The organism is Nocardia sp. bgisy118, from assembly GCF_057708605.1.
Genome location: NZ_JBYISM010000034.1, coordinates 1 through 17,872 on the forward strand (window position 1 = coordinate 1; position 17,872 = coordinate 17,872).

The following is a 17,872-nucleotide window of genomic DNA, read 5'->3' on the forward strand; positions in this document are numbered from 1 at the left end:
TTGCCAGCCGGTCGCAGCGTATCGCGCAGCTTCAGGTTGCGCACAAGCGACCGGTCACGATCCGGTCCTACGGCAACGATCCGCCGCGGTGGTGCTGTGCCGCCCGACGGGGCCACAGCGCGACGAGAACGTGCGGGTATGTCTTGCTCCGCTGTGGGTATCCGCGCCAGACCAGCAACTTCGATGCATCCCTAGGAGGATGGAATGAAGTACGTGGTTTCCTGGACCTACCGTTGGAACGGCTCCGCGGCCGAGAATGAAGCCGGCATGCAGCGCGCGTTGGACGTGTTCGCGAATTGGAAGCCGTCCCCCACCACGAAGTACCACCAATTCGTCGGTCGGCTGGACGGCAGGGGCGGATTCGCGGTGGTCGAGACCGATAATCCGATCGACCTGGCCGACGGTCCGTCCAAGTTCGGCTTCTTCGCGGAGTACGAGATCTACCCTGTCGTCGAGATCGCGGAGGGCGCGCAAGCCTTCCAGCAAGGCGCGGACTTCAGGGCATCGATCGGCTGAACCTCGCCGATCAGCTCCGATACCCGTTGAGCGCGGGCGCGCTCGAGCGAAAACGCTGTCGCGATCAGCCGAATCCTGATCGCGACGCAGCGGCGTGCCGATACTCGCTCCACGCCGCTTCTGCGGATTTGTGAGCACCGTATGTTTCATGCTTCCGAACCCGTACCTGAGCAGTCGCGAACCGGGCCCGTCACCGACACCGTGATGATGTGTTCGGCCAACCGAGACTGTCGGGCCAGATGTTCGCAGTCGATCGAAGACGCAGTCTCGGCTGCCGCCGAAGCCACGCGAGCCGCCGAGGACGCCGCCAAAGCCGCCAACGACTGCAAAGGCGCTGGCCGCAGGAAGTGATCCTCGACCCGCTCAGCGATTGTCCAGCCCGCGCCTGCGTCGAGAGAAACCCGCTCTCGAGGCAGGCGCGGGTGGCCGCGGCGGCTACGGCGACGCGTTTCTGGAGCTCGTCGCACAAGCGCAGCAACTTTAGTAGCGGGTGCCATTCCGACCGGTTCGTAGACGTGTCATGATGGGAACATGTGTTCGAATTGCGGCGCGGTCGGGTCGGGTGGTCGACGGTGAGCGAGGATGCCTTTTCGGCGGTCCGGCGCCTGCCGCGCCCGCGCCCGGTGCTGGTCGATCCCAAGCGGATCTGGCTGCTGCCGAACAAGCCGGGACCCCAGCGGCCGTCGCTGGGTGTCGCGTCGAACAGCCTGGATCCGAGGTTCCAGGAGCCGTGGGTGCAGGCGACCCAGTACGGCTGGGTCCGGCTGCACCTCGGGCACTACGTCGCGTGGTACGCCGAGGTCGCGGTCGACTACCGGACCCGCAACAAGCTCACCGAGACGACGCTGCGGCACTGGGTGCCGTGGGATGCGGTGCGATTGCCGTCAGCGGGCAAGAGCTCGTGACGCTCAGCGCAACGAGGCGGGGCTACGTCCCAGCATTCGCTGCGCGGTTCTGGTCAGGTGGGCTTGATCGGCGAAGGCGGCGTGTGCGGCGACCTCGCTGATCCGGTGGTGTGGCAATGCGGCGATCGCGGTCCGCAACCGCTGCCACTGCCGGACTCGGACGAGGGGGACGCCGATCGTTTCGCGAGCCAAGGTCCGCAGCCGAGGCGCGGAGAGTCCCGCTTCCGTGGCGGCGTCGCCGAGGCTCGTCCGATGGCAGCGCCGCAGAACGTGGGCCCCCTCGCTTCCGTTCTGCTGGCGATCTATTCGACCATCACCGGCCTGAGTCATTTCGTCGCGGTGAACTACTACCGCTCGCTCGTGCCGCCGTGGCTGCCCGCGCCCGGCCTCGTCGTGGTCGCGAGTGGTCTGGCCGAACTCGTGGTCGCGAGCCTGCTGTATCTGCCGCAGACACGGGCGCTCGGCGGGTGGGCTGCGGCCGCGCTGATCACTGCATTCCTGGCGGTCTGGCTCGACGCACTCCGGCGTGCCCGCGCCGATCACCCGCCTTTGCGAACCGGGCGAGCGCTGACGAGTCTGCTGGTGAACATCGGCTATATCGCCTGGGCCGTGTACGTCGCCCTCGCGCAGTGATCTCAGCGGCCGGGGATGGGGAAGGAGCCGAGTTGATCCGGGGTTTCGGGGGCTCCGATGGTGAGGTCGGGGATATGGTGCACGATGTCGAGGATGTCGCCGAGTTGGTCGACGGTGTCGAGCAATTGGCGTTCGGTGTGTTCGCTGGTGAGGAAGAAGCGCAGGCGTTCGGTGCCCGCGGGCACGACGGGAGACAGGATGGCGCCCGCGTTGTAGCCGCGTTGCAGCAGCGCCGCCGCGGCGTATCCGGCGCGGATCTCGCCGGGCACGATGACCGGCACGATCGGAGTCGATTGGGAGTCCGCGAGATTCATGCCTCGCGCGCGCAGCGCGTCGGTGAACAGGCCAGCATTCGACCACAGGCGAGCCAGCCGGTCGGGTTCGTCCGCGAGGACGTCGAGTCCGGCCAGGACGGCGGCGACGTTGGACGGGGACGGTCCGGCGGTGTAGAGCGCCATGCCCGGCGCGGCGTACTTGACGGCCCGCACCAGGTCGGCGTCGCCCGCGATGAATCCTCCGGTGCTGCCGAGCGCCTTCGACAGGCTGCCCGCCCAGATGTCGACCAGGTCGCCGGGCAGAGCGAAGTGTTCCCTGCTGCCGAGGCCGGTGGGTCCGAGGACACCGATGGCGTGCGCCTCGTCGACGAGCACGGCGCAATCGTATGCCCTTGCCACGGAGGATATTTCGGCGATCGCACCGAGATCGCCGTCCATGCTGTAGTGGCCTTCGATGATCACCAGCGCCCGATCGAACTGGTGACGGCACGACCGCAGCAACGCAGCCAGCGACTCGGGATCGTTGTGCCGGAAGGTGACCCGCCTGCACCCCGCCCACTGGGTGCCCGCGACCAGGCTGGCGTGCGCGAGCGAATCGCACACGGCGACATCGCCTTCGCCGAGCAGGAACCCGATCACGGCGGCGTTGGTGAGGAACCCGCTCGAGGTCACCAGTGCCGCACCCGCGCGGTAGATGTCGGCGAGGCGGCGTTCGAGGACGCCGTAGAGCGGGATCTCCCCGGTGACGATGCGGGTGGCCGATGCGGAGGTGCCGTACCGCTCGGCGGCCTCGTTGGCGGCGCGGATAACCCGGGGGTGCGCGGCCAGTGCCAGATAGTTGTAGGAGCTGTAGTTCACCAATTCGTTTCCGCCGGAACGAATCACCGCGCCGTTGTGGCCTTCCGGCGACAAGAACAGCGGATGCGGCAGCCCGGTGGCGTCGATCAGGCGCTGGATCGCCGCCTGTTTCTCCAGCGCCGCCACTACCGCCGGATGGTCGGCGAACTGGCGTCCCGGCCCGCGCCGCACTGTCGTGCGGGCGCCCGTCTGCGCGGCCGCGGGCCGATCGGTTCCGGTCGACGTCGCGGTGTTGCGTTCACGCGCACCGGCCAGCAGCCGTCGCGCGATAGCCCGCTCGTCGGTCATGCCGCGACCTCTTGGGCGCCCGCGGATCCCACGATGATGTCGGCGATCCTGGCCCCGGCCTGCGCCAGACTGAACGAACGACCGAGCTGAATGCTGTTCATCTCCACACCGAGCGTCTTGCCGACCAGCGCGCCGAACTCGACCGCCATCAGCGAATCCAGGCCGAGCTCGGGCAGCGGAACCGACAGGTCGATGGAATCCGGCGCCACACCCATCACCTCGGCGAGCTGTTCGGCGAGAACGTAACCGACGACGGCCGCGCGCTGCGCCTCGTCCAGCGCGATGATCTCGCCGCGCAGCCGCGCCGCCGCCGAATTGTCCTCGGAGGCCGAGGCGATCAGGTCGGCGACCCGCGCGGTGTCGGCCAGCTGCGGCGCCGCGAGCACCACCTTGCTCCAGTCGACCGGAATGATCGCGGCCTGCCGCACACCGAGACGCAGTGCCTCGCCGAGGTATTCGGTGCCATCGTCCATGTCGATCGCGTCGAAGCCCGCGATCCGCAGGTAGCGCTGCACGTTCTCGTCGGCGTCGACCATGCCGCCACCGGACATCGCGCCCCATCCGATGCACAGCACCCGCTCGCCGCGGCGCGCCAACCGGTCCGCGAACGATTGGAGCGCGAGATTGGCCGCGGTGTAAGAGTATTGGCCGATTCCGCCCATGATGGCGCTGCCGGAGGAGAACAGCACGATCAGGTCGGGTCGCACATCGGCGGCGGTCAGGGCTGCGTGCAAGGCCAGCGCTCCGTCGAGCTTCGGGCGGAAGACGGCGGTCAGACTGGCTCGGTCCATCGTCGCGATGCGCTGATCGTCGAGAACGCCCGCGGCGTGGAAGATGCCGCGCAGCGGATGCGCTTCGGTGTGGACGCGCGCCACGACGTCGCGAATGGCGTCGGCGTCGGTGACGTCAGCCCGCTCGACGAGCACTTGCACCCCTTGGGCGCGCCAGGCGTCCAGGTGCGCACGGGCGGCGTCGGTGCCCGCGCCGCTTCGACCGATCAGCACCAAGTGCCGCGCGCCGCGGCGGACAAGCCAGCGGCCGGTGGCCAGGCCGAAAGCGCCGAAGCCGCCGGTGATCAGATAGCGGCCCGCCGGGTCGATGGTCACGTCGGCGGATTGCGGTCGCACCGACGGTGTTTCGCCGGTGAGGTCGAGGGCGATGCGCCCGAGGCGGGTCGAGCGCAGGGCCTCCTCGAACGCGGCCCCGACCTCGTCGACACCGAAACGGTGGTACGGCAGCGGGCGGTAGGTGCCGTCGGCGAGTTTCTCGTTCACCGCCTGCACCCTGGCCACCACCTCGGCGCGCCGCAGTTTCAGCATGCGGTCCAGATCGAAGGAGAAATACGCGACGTTCTTGTCGAAGTTGCGCAGATCGAGCACGCCGCCGGAGTAGATGTCGGCCTTGCCGACCTCCACGATGCGACCGAACTCGGCGACGGCCTTGAAGTTCTGGTGCACGATCTCGCCGGGCGCGGTGCTGATGACGATGTCGGCGCCGCGGCCACCGGTCAGGCCGAGGACATCGTCGACGAAGTTCAGCGACCGCGAGTTCACCACCTCGTCCGCGCCCTGCTCCAGCGCGTAGGCGCGGCGTTCGTCGGTGCTCGCGGTGCCGATCACCCTGGCGCCGTGCCGTTTGGCGACCTGAATCGCGCAGGCGCCGACGCCGCCCGCAGCGCCGTGGACCAGCACCGTCTCCCCGGACCGCAACCGGGCCAGGTCGAGCAGCGAGTACTCGGCGGTGACGAGGGAGACCGTCGAGGTGCACAGTTCCGGGCGGATGCTCTCCGCCGCCGGACCCACCACCTCGGTATCGGCGACGTGGAAGCGTTCGATCATGCCCGCCGAGGCCAGTCCGACACGATCGCCGACGCGCAACCGGGTGACATCGTGGCCGACCCGCACCACCGTGCCCGCGCCCTCCATGCCCGGCGCGACGCCGAAATGGGTGTCGGCCAAGTCGTCCGCGCCGAGCACACCGAGAACCTTGAGCGGATCTTTGAAGCCGAGTCCGATCGCGGCCATCCGCACCTCGACCTCGCCGGGACCTGGCGCCCGGCGCGCGGCACGGCGCCACCCGAGCTGGGACAGCACGCGCGAGCGCGGGATGTCGAGGACGAAGTTGGCCTCGGGGTCGTTCAGCGGCTCCGGCTCGTCGAGAGCGGCGAGCCGGTCGGGCAGCGCGCGCGTCACGACGGTGCACCACCGTAATCCGTTGCGCAGGAACACCTCGTCGGTGCCGTCGGCGCTGAACGCACCCGGCACGCAGAGTTCGGCGAGCAGCTCGGCTTCGGAGGTCTCCGGTTCGATATCGACCAGACGCCAGCGCAGCGACGGCTGCTCGTTGAGCAGCACCCGGCGTGCGCCCGCGAGGGCGGCGTGGGCGGGGTTGGGCAGGGTCGCGTCCTCCGGGTGCGCGAAGGCGCGTTCGGTCACCAGGGTCACGTGCAAGGAGCCGTCTCCGGTCAACGGCAGCGGTTCGGGGTGCACGGCATCGGTGACGTCGGCGAGGACCAGTGCCAGCCTGCTCAGCAGCCACAGGTCGGCGACCGGGTCCGCGCCCGTCCCGGCGACCACACAGACGTGCACGCGGTCGATGCCGCGACTGGCGTGCGCGGCGTGCAGCCGCTCGGCCAGCATCTCCTCGAAATCGGTTGCGGGATCGATGATCTCGGCCGACTCGGTCGAGCGCGTGAGCTGCTCGACGCGGGCGCGTGCGGCACCCGTCAGCGGGACGACGAGGGTGTACCCGGTGGCGGTCCGGTCGAGCGCGGCGCGGTCGAGCGGGTCGCGCAGGGTCCAGCGTTCCTCGTAGTAGAGGTCTTCGAGCCCGCGCAGTAGCCCGCCGCCGAACGGCACCGCCTGGAACTTCGCGCCGACGATCTGCAGGATCGGATTGTGCTCGGCGTCCAGCACCGCGACGTCGGCGCGCAACGGTTCGGTGAGCCGGGCGACCACCACCGCGCGCGACGGTAGCGGCGCGAACATCCGCACGGCGGCCGCGCCGATCGGGATGACCGCGCCCGCAAGCTCGGGGCCGCCCGCGTCGCCGAGTGAGACGATCTGCCAGGCCGCGTCCAGCACACACGGGTGCGCCAGATGCCCGCTTCGCCCGGCGATGCCCGCATCCAGCGTCGCGACCACGGTGTCGCCGTCCACCCACGCTTCGCTGACCAGCCGGAAGGCCGGGCCGTGCGCGACGCCGGTCGCGGTCAGGTCGTCGTAGAGGGTCTCGGGTGCGACGGGGGTCATGGAGGCCGTGTCGGGGACCGCGATCTTGACCGGTTCGAACGCGCCCTCGACCAGTCGGCCGGTGGCGTGCACTGTCCATGCCGTCCCCACCGCGGTTCGGGAGCGGATGGTGAAGCGGCGGGTCGACTCCTCGACGCGCAACTGCATCACCGGGACGTCGCCGGGTTCGACGACCAGCGGCGCGATGAACCGCACCTGCTCCACCGCGGCGATGCCGTGCTCGGCGCTCGCGCCGTATTCGACGGCGGCCGCGCTCAATGCCGCGTCCAGATACGCGGCGCCGGGGAGGATTCGGGCGCCGTCGACGACGTGGTCGTCGATCCAGGGCAGCACCTCGGCAGCGATCTGGACGGTCCAGTGCCGCTCCTCGTCCAGGCCAGGATCGCCGAGCATGGTGTACAGGCCGGGAGTGCCGTAGCGCTGCTGCGACGATTCCGGCAGGTCGGAGCGCAGACGCTTGCGCTGCCACGGGTAGCGGGGGAGCGGCAGGTGTGCGACCGGTGCCGGACCGACCAGGGCGGGGATGTCGAGAGCGCCCGCGGCGTACAGCCCGGCGATCGTTTCGCGCACACTGACCGCGTCGGACTGCTTGCGCCGCAGCGTCGCGATGGTGGCGCCCCTCTCGCCCACGTGCAGCAACAGCTCACGGAGGTTGGCGGCCAGCACCGGATGTGGGCCCACCTCGAGGAAGACACGCTCGCCCGAGGTGATCAGGCCGCGGATCGCCGCGGCGAAGCGCACCGGCCGACGCACGTTCGCACACCAGTAGTCGGCGTCCCAGTCCGCCTCGTTCACCCGGTCACCGGTCACGGTGGAGTAGAGCGGGATCGACGGAGGTCGCGGGGTGAGCATGCTGAGGGCGGCGCGCAGTGGTTCGAGGATCGGATCCATGAGCGCGCTGTGGTACGGAACCTCGACCTGTAGGCGCTTCGCGAAAACACCCTGGCCGGTGAGTGTTTCGGCGATTGCATCCAGCCGGTCGACCGCGCCCGAGAGGGTGACGGCGGTGGGGCTGTTGATCGCGGCGATGTCGACGCCCGCACCGAGCAGGTCGGCCGCCTGCTCGGCGGGCAGTCCGACGGCGAGCATGCCCCCGGTGCCCGCGGTCGTGGCTTGCAGGCGGGCGCGGTGATAGGCCACCGCGACCGCGTCGGTCAGCGAGAGCATGCCGGTGACGTACGCGGCCGACACCTCGCCGACACTGTGCCCGACCACGGCGGACGGCCGGACCCCCAGCGCCGCAAGGGTTTCGAAGAGCGCTACCTGGACGAGGAAGTTCGCGGGCTGGGCGATCTCGGTCGCGGTCACCCGGGACTCGGTCTCGGGACGAGCCAATTCCGCGCGGATGGACCAACCGGCCAGCGCGGTGAACGCCGCATCGACGCGCTCGGCAGCGGCGGCGAAGACCGGGTCGGTGGCGAGCAGCTCGCGTCCCATGCCCCACCATTGCGGACCCATCCCCGTGAACACGAAAACCGGTCCGGTAGTGGCATTTCCGACGGTACGCACTGGGGCGCGCCCCTCGCCCGCCGCGAAACCGCGCAGGGCGTCGATCAATTCGGCCGTGTCGGCGAATGGCACGCCGATGCGAAACGGGTGGTGGTGCCGTCTAGTCCAGGCGGCGACGGCCACGTGGTCAGGGTCTGCGCCTGCGGCGAGCAGGTCGGTGAAATCGGCCGCGAGATGCCGCACGGCCTGCTCGTTGCGCGCCGAAATGGGCAGCACGCCGCGGTGACGCCGGGTGGTGTCTGCGCGCGGTGGCGCTATGGCGGCGGCTGGGGGAGCTACATCGCCCGGCGCGCGTGTTGCGTCGGTCGATGTGGCTGCCATGTCGGCCGATGCGGGAGCTGTATCGAACGCGGCCGGAGCGTGGGCGACCAAGGTGAGCGCCCGGCCGACCGACGCCGGGGTTGTCTCGACCGCAGCGAGCACCCGGCCAACCGCTGTGGACGATGAGTCAGCTGCTGCGGGCGTGGTCTCGACCGCTACGGAGGCTGGGTTAGCGGCTGCGGGTGTGGTTGCTGCGGGGGCTGGGTTAGCGGCTGCGGGTGTGGTTTCGGCTGCTGCGGGGGCTGGGGCAGCCGCTGCGGGTGCGATCTCGACCGCTGCGAGCACTGGGCGAACCGACGCGGGCGCGTGGCCGATCGGCTCGGTGGCTGCGCTCGAGCGCGCAGCCGTTGCACCAGGACCCCGGGCGGGGCGGTGTTCTTGCAGGATGGCGTGGGCATTGGTGCCGCCGTAGCCGAATCCGTTGACCGCCACCGTCATCCGCTCGTCGGGCCTGACCGGTTCGGCCTCGGTCTGAATAGTCAATCGCAGCTCGTCGAGCGCGAGGTCGGGATTTAGCTCGTCGTCGAGCCAGCCCTGCGGCGGTAGCGTGCGATGGGAGATGGCCAATGCCGACTTGATGACGCTCGCGATGCCCGCGGCGGCCTCGGTGTGACCGAGGGTCGCCTTCACCGACCCCACACCCAACGGCGCGGCGCGTCCTTCGACGGCGCCGTAAGCTCGCCCGATCGCCCGCAGCTCCAGCGGGTCGCCGACCGGTGTTCCGGTGCCGTGGGCCTCCACGTAGGTCACCTCGTGCGGTGCGATGCCCGCCCGCTCGCACACCGATTTCGCCAGCGCCTCTTGGGCTTCGGCGTTGGGCACCGTAATGGCGGTGGTGCGGCCGTCCTGGTTGGAGCCGGTCGCCTTGATCACCGCGTAGACGCGGTCGCCGTCGGCTTCGGTATCGGCGAGCGGCTTGAGCACGACCATGCCCGCGCCCTCGCCGCGCCCGTAGCCGTCGGCGGTGGCGCCGAAGGACTTGCTTCGTCCGTCCTCGGCGAGGAAACCGCCCTTGCACATGGAGATGAACGTGCCAGGTTGCAGCATCAGGTTCACCCCACCCGCCAGTGCGGTACGGCAGTCGCCGTCGCGCAGTGCCTGGCAGGCCAGGTGCAGCGCGACCAGCGACGACGAGCACGCCGTGTCGACGGTGACGCTGGGCCCGCCGAGGTCGAGCGCGTAGGAGATTCGATTGGACAGCATCGTGTAGGACGCGCCCGCCGAGGAGTGCATATCGATGTGCGGCACCGCCTCACCGGTGAAACCGACCGCGAGCTGGTCCAGGGTGAAGGCGCCCATGTAGACGCCGACCGGAGCCTCGCCCGTGCGGCCTGCGATGCCCGCGTCGTCGAGCGCCTCCCACGCGACCTCGAGCACCAACCGCTGCTGCGGGTCCATCGCGGTGGCCTCGCGCGGGGAGATGCCGAAGAAATCGGGGTCGAAGGCCCACGGGTCGGTGGTGAGGAACGCGGCGCGCTTGGTGTACATCCGGCCGGGCGCGCGGCGGTCGGTGTCGTAGTAGCGGCGGTAGTCCCAGCGGTCGGCCGGGATGTCGGTGACCGCGTCGCGCTTGTTCACCACGAAATCCCAGAACGCTTCCGGCGAGTCGATGCCACCGGCGTAGCGGCAGCCGACGCCGACGATCGCGATGTCCGTCACGGAACGTGCTCCTTCACTCGGCCAGGCTGCGCGGCAGCCACATCATCACGTTGACCAGCGGGCCGGTGCGGCCGATCCGCACCCGGCCCACCCGCAGCGCACCCAGCGCCCGGTAGTAGGCGACATTGCCGTCCTTGCACACCCCGAACATCGGCGCGCCCACCCGCTCGATCTCCGCGATCGCGTAGGCGAGCACCGCCCGGCCCACCCCGCCGCGCTGGTGCACGGGATCGACGCCGAGGGTCACCCCGAAGAAGTGCGGCAGGCCCTTGACCAGATCGGTGATCGTGGCATCCATCGCGAGGGCGCGCGGACCGCCGGAACCCATGGCCCACACGAATTCCGGGATCGAGGCGAGGTAGCGCAGCGGACCGAAACGGTAGTCCGGCGTCTGCCACAGCGCCCCTCCGACGATTCGCCCGTCGGCGGTCGCGACCAGCGCCCCGCCCGCGGGCAGGTACTGGTGGCGGATCATCGCCCTGGTCAGCCTGGGCTGGTTGCGGCGGCGCTGCGCCGCGTCGGGAAACATGTACTCGCCGAACGGGTCGTCGGTGGCGAACGCCCGATCCAGCACCGAGACCAGCTCGGGCACATCCTGTTTCGTAGCCGGACGAACCACAACGTCGTCGAATGTCTCGGTCACAAGCAAACTTTCGTGACGTGCTGCGTGAAAACCCCACCCCAGCAGCAGATTTCTATCTACAAACAGCAACGTACACCAATCGACCGCGGCGCGCAGCGACAAACTACCGGCCGGTAATCGAGGAAAAAAGTTCCCGCAAGCCGGTACTTTCGGCGGGCCGCGAGGGGCGTTCCCACACCGGACACGTCGTCTACTCTTCGACCGAGCCCGCACGGGCCGAACGCCTTTCGGCGCAGACGCATTCACACACGATGAGGACTGCCGTATGACGACATCGGCAACCGAGCACCCCACCGATCACCCAGGTGACAGCACCCTGCACCCGCCGCGCTGGCAGCCCGCGCCCATGCGCTGGCATCGCACCGAGGTCGGCTGGACGCAGTCCTGGCGCTACGCCGCCGCGCTGATCCCACGCTGGCGTGACCGCACGCTGGTGCATTACTTGACCGTCGAGTTGCCCGGCGCCGACGACGTGCTCGTCGCCCGCATGCCGCTGCTGCGCTACGCCGTCGTGCGCAATCCCGCGCTGGCCCGGCGCATCCTGGTCTCGAACCAGGAGAACTATTGCAAGAGTGCCGAATACGACATGATGGCGGTGACCTTCGGTCAGGGTCTGGTGACCGATATGGACGACCGGCGCTACCAGCGCAACCGCCGCCTCGTGCAGCCGATCTTCGCGCGCGGCAACATCGAGCAGTTCGCCGGACCGATCACCGAGGCGGCCGGGGACGCCGCCGACCGCATCCTGCGAGCCTGCGCCGCGAACGGCCCCGTGGACATCGGCACGGAAATGAACCGGCTGACCCTGGACATCGTGGCGCGCACCATGTTCGGCACCGATCTGTCCGGCCCGATCTCCCAGATGCGGCTGACGAATCTGCTGAAGTTCTTCGGCATCGGCTTCGCCACCAATATCAGCAGACCGCTGCGCGCGCTGTCGACGTTCGTCGTCCGGTGCACGACACCCGAAGAGCGGCGGGCCGGTTCACGCATCCCCCTCCGCGCCATGCGCTGGCTGACCTGGCTCACCGCACCGCACATCATGCTCGAGCTGCGCCGCATCGAGCGGGCCGTGGACACCCTCGTCGCCGATCATCGCAGCGGCCGCATCGCGCGCAAGGACAACCTGCTCGGCCTGCTGATGGACGCCAGGGACCCGGAAACCGGCCACGTCTACAGCGACACCGAGATCCACGACGAACTGATGACCTTCATCGGCGCCGGGATGGAGACCTCGGCCACCGCCTTGACCTGGACCTGGACACTGCTCGCCGAGCATCCCGGGGCACGCGCCACGATGCACGAGGAACTGCGTGACGTGCTGGGCGATCGCACCCCCGTGGCCGCCGACGTGGACAAGCTGGTGTGGACGAAAGCCGTTCTCGCCGAATCGATGCGACTGTATCCACCGATCATCGGACTGACCAGGGTGGCGAAGGGCCCCGACGTCCTGGCCGGCTGCCGGATCGAGCCGGGGACGACGGTGGTGATCAGCCTGCACGGCGTGCACCACAACGCGTCGGTATGGGAGGACCCCGAGCGCTTCGACCCGTCGCGGCATCTGCCGGAGAACCTGACCACCGAACGCCGACACGGCTCGCTGGCGTTCAGCGCGGGCAAACGCATCTGCATCGCGCAGAACTTCGCGATCATGGAAATGACGCTGTCGTTGGCGGTCCTGGCGCAGCGCATGGAGCTGGATCTGGCGACCGAGGAGCCGATTCGGCGGGCGCTGTCGTTCACCGGCGGGCCCGATGGGCCGGTGCCGATGGCGGCGACACCGCGCACCTGAGCTCAGACGCGCAGACCGGTGAAAGGCGCGATCGGAATGTTGCGCAGCACCAGCCAGCCGAGCACCAGGGCGAGCACGAGGTGCGGCGCGTTCCGGTACTGATACCAGCGCACCGAATCACGGCCGCGGACGCGGTCGCGGGTCCAGAAGACGAACGTGCCGATCAGCGCGATCAGCGCGAGCAGGCCGAGGGCGTTGTAGTGCAGCGCGGCGGGAAGATCCCCGTGCAGTAGCGAATACAGCATGCGGGAACTGCCGCAGCCGGGGCAGTTGATGCCGAGCAGTGCCTTCGACGGGCAGACCGGGATGACGCCGCCCGGCGTGGTGGGATCGGCCCACAGCACGGCCGCGCAGACCAGCGCGCCCGCACCGGCGACCGCGACGGGCGCGGCCAGCCGGTGCGAGACGGAGACGGGGGTGCTCACACCCCAGAGGCTCCGATGAGCGCGATATTGAGGACGAGGGCGATCACGAAGCCGATCACGCCGCAGACCGCGGCGATCATCGTCCACTTCTTGGCGTCCTCGGCCGCACGGTAGGCCTCGGCGGCCTGACCCTGCGCCCACAGGCTGTTGACGTTGGCCGCCTTCATGATCGCGACGATGCCGAACGGAAGGCAGCAGAACACCGTCGCGAGGATCGCCCAGACCATGTTGTTGTCCGGCGGGGTGCCGGGGTTGTAGCCGGGACCGTAACCGGGGGCGGCGGGGTAGCCGGGGGCCGGGGGATAGCCGCCCGCGGCCGGGTAGCCCGGCGCCGCGGGGTAGCCGGGTGCGGCCGGATAACCCGGCGTCGCGGGATATCCCGGCGCGGCCGGGTAGCCGGGCTGCTGCTGCGCGTAGGGGTCGCTCGCCGGCTGCGGCTGCTGCTGCGCGTACGGGTCGGACTGCTTGTACGGATCGAAGCCGGGCTGGGGCGGGGGGTACGTCATCAATTCCTCACTTGTCGTCGACGCTCGGCGAGCGCGAATGTGGGCTTCGGTGGAACTCCGAGTGCGCGCGCCCCCCGAACGACCCTGACAGTCTGTTGACCAGGTCTCCGGCAGTGTAGTGGGTCGCGGCCACCCTCTCCCGTCGACCGCCCGCCGACGTGCTTGCGGCCGCGACAGCGTGTTTCGGCTCGGCGGGCACGGGTTCGGCTCACGCTGATCGCGATCGGCCGCACGCGCGATCACGCACGCCAGACCGCGCCGCGCGGGGACTCGCGGCGCGGCCGCGACGCGCCGTACCGGCGACGAGTGGTAGGAAAGGGACGTGTCCGTCAACGGCGAAGACTCCGGTCCGAACAGCAGATCTCGTGCGGTGAACGAGGTCGTCGAGTTGGTCAGTCACCTGATCAGATTCGACACCTCGAACACGGGTGACCTGGCCACCACCAAAGGTGAGCGGGAATGCGCCCAGTGGGTGGCCGACCAACTGCAACAGGCCGGATACACCACCGAATACGTGGAATCCGGTGCGCCGTGCCGCGGCAACGTGTTCGCGCGCCTGAAAGGCGCCGATCCCAGCCGTGGCGCGCTGCTGATGCACGGGCACCTGGACGTGGTGCCCGCCGAGGCGTCGGAGTGGAGCGTGCATCCGTTCTCCGGCGCGGTCCGCGACGGCTACGTGTGGGGCCGCGGGGCCGTCGACATGAAGGACATGGTCGGCATGATGCTGGCGGTGGCGCGCCAGTTCGCGATCGAGGGCACGGTGCCGCCGCGCGACATCGTTTTCGCGTTCCTGGCCGACGAGGAAAACGGCGGCAAGTGGGGCTCGCACTGGTTGGTGGACAATCGGCCCGACCTGTTCCACGGAGTCACCGAAGCGGTGGGTGAGGTCGGCGGCTTCTCGCTGACGGTGCCGCGCCGCGACGGTGGTGAACGCAGGTTCTACCTGGTGGAGACGGCCGAGAAGGGCCTGGGCTGGATGCGCTTGCGCGCCAAGGCCCGCGCCGGACACGGCTCGTTCCTGCACGAGGACAACGCGGTGACCATCCTGGCCGACGCGGTGGCGCGGCTGGGCAAACACACCTTCCCGCTGGTGCTCTCGGATTCGGTGGCCGAGTTCCTCGCCGCCGTGTCGGAGGAGACCGGTTTCCCCTTCGATCCGGACAGCCCGGACATCGAGGGACAGCTGGCCAAGCTCGGCACCATCGCCCGCATCATCGGCGCCACCCTGCGCGACACCGCCAATCCCACCATGCTGCAGGCCGGTTACAAGGCCAACGTCATTCCGCAGACCGCGGAGGCGGTGGTGGACTGCCGGGTGCTGCCCGGCCGCCAAGCCGCCTTCGAACGCGAGGTGGACGAGTTGATCGGCCCCGATGTCGAACGCGAGTGGGTCACCAAGCTCGACTCCTACGAGACGACTTTCGACGGGCACCTGGTCGACGCCATGAACGACGCGATCCTGGCCCACGACCCGCAGGGCCGCACGGTGCCCTACATGCTCTCCGCAGGCACGGACGCGAAAGCCTTCGCCCGCTTGGGAATTCGCTGCTTCGGCTTCGCACCGCTGCGGCTGCCCCCCGACCTGGACTTCAGTGCCCTGTTCCACGGTGTGGACGAACGCGTTCCGGTGGACGCCCTCGAGTTCGGCACCCAGGTGCTGGAACACTTCCTGTTGCACAGCTGATCCGAATACCACGGCTCCGACATACAACGCTCCGAAAAGAGGAACGATGACCTACGACCCCTACGACGCACTCCCGAAGGTACCCGGCTTCACCCTCACCTCCGGGGACGTCACCGACCGCGCCCCGCTCGGCAACGATCAGGTCAGCGGCGTGTTCGGCGCCGGAGGCAAGGACATCTCCCCGCAGTTGTCCTGGTCCGGATTCCCCGCCGAGACCAAGAGTTTCGCCGTCACCGTCTACGACCCCGACGCCCCGACCGCCTCCGGCTTCTGGCACTGGGCCGTCGCCGACATCCCGGTGTCGGTCACCTCCCTGCCCAGCGGCGCGGGAAGCGAGGGCGGTTCGCTGCCCGCGGGCGCCGTCACCCTGCGCAACGACGGCGGCTTCGCCGGATTCGTCGGCGCCGCACCGCCGCCCGGGCATGGCCCGCACCGCTACTTCGTCGTGGTGCACGCGGTGGACGTGGAGAGCCTCGGCATCGCGCCCGACGCGTCGCCCGCCTACTTGGGCTTCAACCTGTTCTCCCACACCCTGGCCCGCGCCACCCTGATCGGCACCTACGAGCAGTAGTCCTGCGCGAAAAAGACCGTGGCCCTGAGCTTTTGGCTCGGGGCCACGGTCATCTGGTCGCGGCTCAGGAGACGTTGACGACCGTCTCGGGCAGCGGGTTGGCGTACAGCGCCCCGATTTCCTCGGCGTACTTCGCGGCGATCGGGTTGCGCTTGAGCTTCATGGTCGGGGTCAGCTCGTCGCCGCCCGGCTCCCAGGGCGTGCCGACGATCGTGAAGCGCTTGATCTGCTCGACCCGCGACAGTTTGCGGTTACCGGTCTCGACCGCCGCGAGCACCTCGTCGACGATCTCCTTGCGGGTGGCCAGCGCGGCGAGATCCTCGGCGGGAGCGCCGATCTCCTTGGCACGGATCGCTACCGTGTCGGGGTCGAGCACGATCAGCGCGGAGATGTAGGGCTTGGCCTCGCCGATCGCCACCACCTGGCCGACCAGCGAGGACACCGCCTTCACGGCGTTCTCGATATTGGTGGGCGAGATGTTCTTGCCCGCCTCGTTGATGATGAGTTCCTTCTTGCGGTCCACGATCCGCACGTAGCCGTCGGCGTCGATGGTCGCCACGTCGCCGGTGGACAGCCAGCCGTCGGAATCGAGCGCCTCCTTGGTCTTGTCGGGCTGCTTGCGGTAGCCCGGCGTGATGATCGGGCCGCGCACCAGCAACTCGCCGTCCTCGCCGAGGCGCACCTCCAGCCCGTCGACCGCGCGGCCGACCGAGCCGGGCCGCGGCTTGTCCAGTTCGGTATAGGTGGCCACGCCGCTGGTCTCCGACATGCCCCACACCTCGGTGACGGTGAAGCCGAGGCCGAGGAAGTACTCGAGGGTCTCCGGCGGAATAGCGGCCGCACCGGAGGCGGCGACCTTGAGATTGTCCAGGCCGAGCGCGTGGCGCAGCTTCGACAGCACGAGCGCGTCGGCGACCTTGTACTGCAAGCCGAGCACCGGACCGCGACCGTTGCCCGCGAGATCGGCGCGCGCGGCGGCGATCCCGGTGCCGATGGCCCAGGCCGCGAGCGACTTCTTGACCGGGCTCGGCTCGGTGGCCAGCTTGCCGTCGATGCCCGCCTTGATCTTCTGCCACACCCGCGGCACACCGAAGAACACGGTCGGCCGCGCGTCGGGCAGCGCCGCGGCGATCTCGCGCGGATCCGGAACGCAGGTGATGAGAATGCCGGTGAGCAGGCTGATGGCATGTCCCGAGATGCGGTCGGCGACATGCGCGGCGGGCAGGTAGGAGATCGCGCGGTCGTCGTAGCCGACCCGCAGCGGCCCCGACACCAGCGCGATGATCTGGGCGAGCACGTTGCGGTGGGTGATCTCCACGCCCTTGGACGGGCCGGTGGTGCCCGAGGTGTAGATCAGCGTGGCCAGATCGCCGGGCTCGACGGCCTGCCAGGCGGCGGCGAAATCGAAGTCGGCGGCCGGGTTGGCCTCCACCTCCTCCAGGGTGATCGCGCCGGTGGCCGGGCCGTCCACCACGACGGTGTGCGCGAGTTCGACACCCGCGCCGGTGATCACGTCGAGGAACGCGCGCTCGGTGATCACCACTGTGTTCTCGGCATTGGTGAACAGGTGGGTGATCTGTTCGGGGGAGCTGGTGTTGTAGATCGAGAACGGTGTCGCGCCCAAGTGCAGTGCGGCCGTGTCGACGAGGTTGAACTCGGGCCGGTTGGTGAGCATGATCCCGACGGAGTCGCCGCGGCCGACGCCGAGCGCGGCGAGTCCTGCCGCGATCGATTCGACCCGCTTGCCGTACTCCCGCCAGGTGATCTCCGTCGTGCCGCCGACCGTGCGCAGCGCGACCCCGTCCGGCCGCAGCTTGACGGTCTCCTGGAACGCCTCGGGAACGGTGTAGACCGTCTTGCCTGATTCGTGCGCGAAACCGATTTCTGTAGTGCTCATATTCCCTGTTCCCGATGATCCTGTCGGTGAACCGACTCGATACGCTCGGCGCCAACCGCTGACGCAATGCGCCAGACTCTATGTCATCTTCTCACTGATTTAGGTGTCAACGAGTGGCGCGGCTCACTCATCGTAGCCA

Annotated in this window: 13 protein-coding genes; 6 read left to right on the plus strand and 7 right to left on the minus strand. The window is 69.3% G+C overall.

Going from position 1 to position 17,872, the window contains the following annotated elements; all coding sequences use genetic code 11:
* Window positions 1-204 precede the first annotated feature (204 nt).
* Together AC3EO7_RS31720 and AC3EO7_RS31725 are read left to right on the plus strand one after the other, a co-directional pair.
* Window positions 205-516, plus strand: a complete 312-nt coding sequence (locus AC3EO7_RS31720) for a DUF3303 domain-containing protein (protein WP_431965952.1) — start codon at window positions 205-207, stop codon at window positions 514-516.
* A gap of 572 nt (window positions 517-1,088) precedes the next feature.
* Complete coding sequence (locus tag AC3EO7_RS31725) at window positions 1,089-1,421, plus strand: hypothetical protein (protein WP_431965950.1); 333 nt, start codon at window positions 1,089-1,091, stop codon at window positions 1,419-1,421.
* Between the two features lie 3 nt (window positions 1,422-1,424).
* Here the strand turns inward: AC3EO7_RS31725 and AC3EO7_RS31730 are convergent, their stop codons facing one another.
* Entirely contained in the window at window positions 1,425-1,751 is a 327-nt protein-coding gene (locus AC3EO7_RS31730) for a helix-turn-helix domain-containing protein (protein ID WP_431965948.1), read from the minus strand.
* Between AC3EO7_RS31730 and AC3EO7_RS31735 the strand changes: the two genes are divergently transcribed.
* Window positions 1,674-2,054, plus strand: coding sequence for a DoxX family protein (locus AC3EO7_RS31735; protein WP_431966187.1), 381 nt, complete (start codon window positions 1,674-1,676; stop codon window positions 2,052-2,054). The genes AC3EO7_RS31730 and AC3EO7_RS31735 overlap by 78 nt on opposite strands.
* Window positions 2,055-2,056: 2 nt before the next feature.
* Here the strand turns inward: AC3EO7_RS31735 and AC3EO7_RS31740 are convergent, their stop codons facing one another.
* The 3 genes from AC3EO7_RS31740 to AC3EO7_RS31750 are packed head-to-tail and all read right to left on the minus strand — an operon-like array spanning window position 2,057 to window position 10,858.
* Window positions 2,057-3,475 carry an aminotransferase class I/II-fold pyridoxal phosphate-dependent enzyme gene (locus tag AC3EO7_RS31740; protein ID WP_435593213.1) on the minus strand — a complete coding sequence of 473 codons (1,419 nt, stop codon included), beginning with the start codon at window positions 3,473-3,475 and terminating at the stop codon, window positions 2,057-2,059.
* A complete protein-coding gene (locus tag AC3EO7_RS31745) occupies window positions 3,472-10,215 on the minus strand; it encodes an SDR family NAD(P)-dependent oxidoreductase (RefSeq protein ID WP_435593214.1) in 6,744 nt (2,247 codons plus the stop codon). Before AC3EO7_RS31745 ends, AC3EO7_RS31740 begins: the two co-directional genes overlap by 4 nt.
* Before the next feature lie 13 nt (window positions 10,216-10,228).
* On the minus strand, window positions 10,229-10,858 hold the full coding sequence (locus tag AC3EO7_RS31750; protein ID WP_435593215.1) for a GNAT family N-acetyltransferase: 630 nt from the start codon (window positions 10,856-10,858) through the stop codon (window positions 10,229-10,231).
* Window positions 10,859-11,123: 265 nt separating this feature from the next.
* Here AC3EO7_RS31750 and AC3EO7_RS31755 point away from each other — a divergent pair, with 265 nt between their 5' ends.
* Window positions 11,124-12,650, plus strand: coding sequence for a cytochrome P450 (locus AC3EO7_RS31755; RefSeq protein WP_435593216.1), 1,527 nt, complete (start codon window positions 11,124-11,126; stop codon window positions 12,648-12,650).
* Window positions 12,651-12,652: 2 nt separating this feature from the next.
* Here the strand turns inward: AC3EO7_RS31755 and AC3EO7_RS31760 are convergent, their stop codons facing one another.
* Entirely contained in the window at window positions 12,653-13,075 is a 423-nt protein-coding gene (locus AC3EO7_RS31760; RefSeq protein WP_431965938.1) for a DUF2752 domain-containing protein, read from the minus strand.
* Entirely contained in the window at window positions 13,072-13,581 is a 510-nt protein-coding gene (locus tag AC3EO7_RS31765; protein WP_435593217.1) for a CD225/dispanin family protein, read from the minus strand. Before AC3EO7_RS31765 ends, AC3EO7_RS31760 begins: the two co-directional genes overlap by 4 nt.
* A 322-nt stretch (window positions 13,582-13,903) precedes the next feature.
* On the opposite strand from AC3EO7_RS31765, the gene AC3EO7_RS31770 reads away from it, so the two are divergent.
* Both AC3EO7_RS31770 and AC3EO7_RS31775 read left to right on the plus strand, forming a co-directional pair.
* On the plus strand, window positions 13,904-15,265 hold the full coding sequence (locus tag AC3EO7_RS31770) for a M20/M25/M40 family metallo-hydrolase (RefSeq protein ID WP_435593218.1): 1,362 nt from the start codon (window positions 13,904-13,906) through the stop codon (window positions 15,263-15,265).
* A gap of 46 nt (window positions 15,266-15,311) precedes the next feature.
* Entirely contained in the window at window positions 15,312-15,836 is a 525-nt protein-coding gene (locus AC3EO7_RS31775) for a YbhB/YbcL family Raf kinase inhibitor-like protein (protein ID WP_431965932.1), read from the plus strand.
* 64 nt (window positions 15,837-15,900) lie between these two features.
* Here the strand turns inward: AC3EO7_RS31775 and AC3EO7_RS31780 are convergent, their stop codons facing one another.
* Entirely contained in the window at window positions 15,901-17,733 is a 1,833-nt protein-coding gene (locus tag AC3EO7_RS31780; RefSeq protein ID WP_435593219.1) for an AMP-dependent synthetase/ligase, read from the minus strand.
* Window positions 17,734-17,872: the final 139 nt, after the last annotated feature.

Excerpts from the sequence above, each read along its gene's own strand:
- AC3EO7_RS31720 (WP_431965952.1), top strand. The coding sequence starts at position 205 with ATGAAGTACGTGGTTTCCTGGACCTACCGTTGGAACGGCTCCGCGGCC.
- AC3EO7_RS31735 (WP_431966187.1), top strand. The coding sequence starts at position 1,674 with ATGGCAGCGCCGCAGAACGTGGGCCCCCTCGCTTCCGTTCTGCTGGCG.
- AC3EO7_RS31730 (WP_431965948.1), bottom strand. The coding sequence starts at position 1,751 with ATGACTCAGGCCGGTGATGGTCGAATAGATCGCCAGCAGAACGGAAGC.
- AC3EO7_RS31740 (WP_435593213.1), bottom strand. The coding sequence starts at position 3,475 with ATGACCGACGAGCGGGCTATCGCGCGACGGCTGCTGGCCGGTGCGCGT.
- AC3EO7_RS31755 (WP_435593216.1), top strand. The coding sequence starts at position 11,124 with ATGACGACATCGGCAACCGAGCACCCCACCGATCACCCAGGTGACAGC.
- AC3EO7_RS31765 (WP_435593217.1), bottom strand. The coding sequence starts at position 13,581 with ATGACGTACCCCCCGCCCCAGCCCGGCTTCGATCCGTACAAGCAGTCC.
- AC3EO7_RS31775 (WP_431965932.1), top strand. The coding sequence starts at position 15,312 with ATGACCTACGACCCCTACGACGCACTCCCGAAGGTACCCGGCTTCACC.
- AC3EO7_RS31780 (WP_435593219.1), bottom strand. The coding sequence starts at position 17,733 with ATGAGCACTACAGAAATCGGTTTCGCGCACGAATCAGGCAAGACGGTC.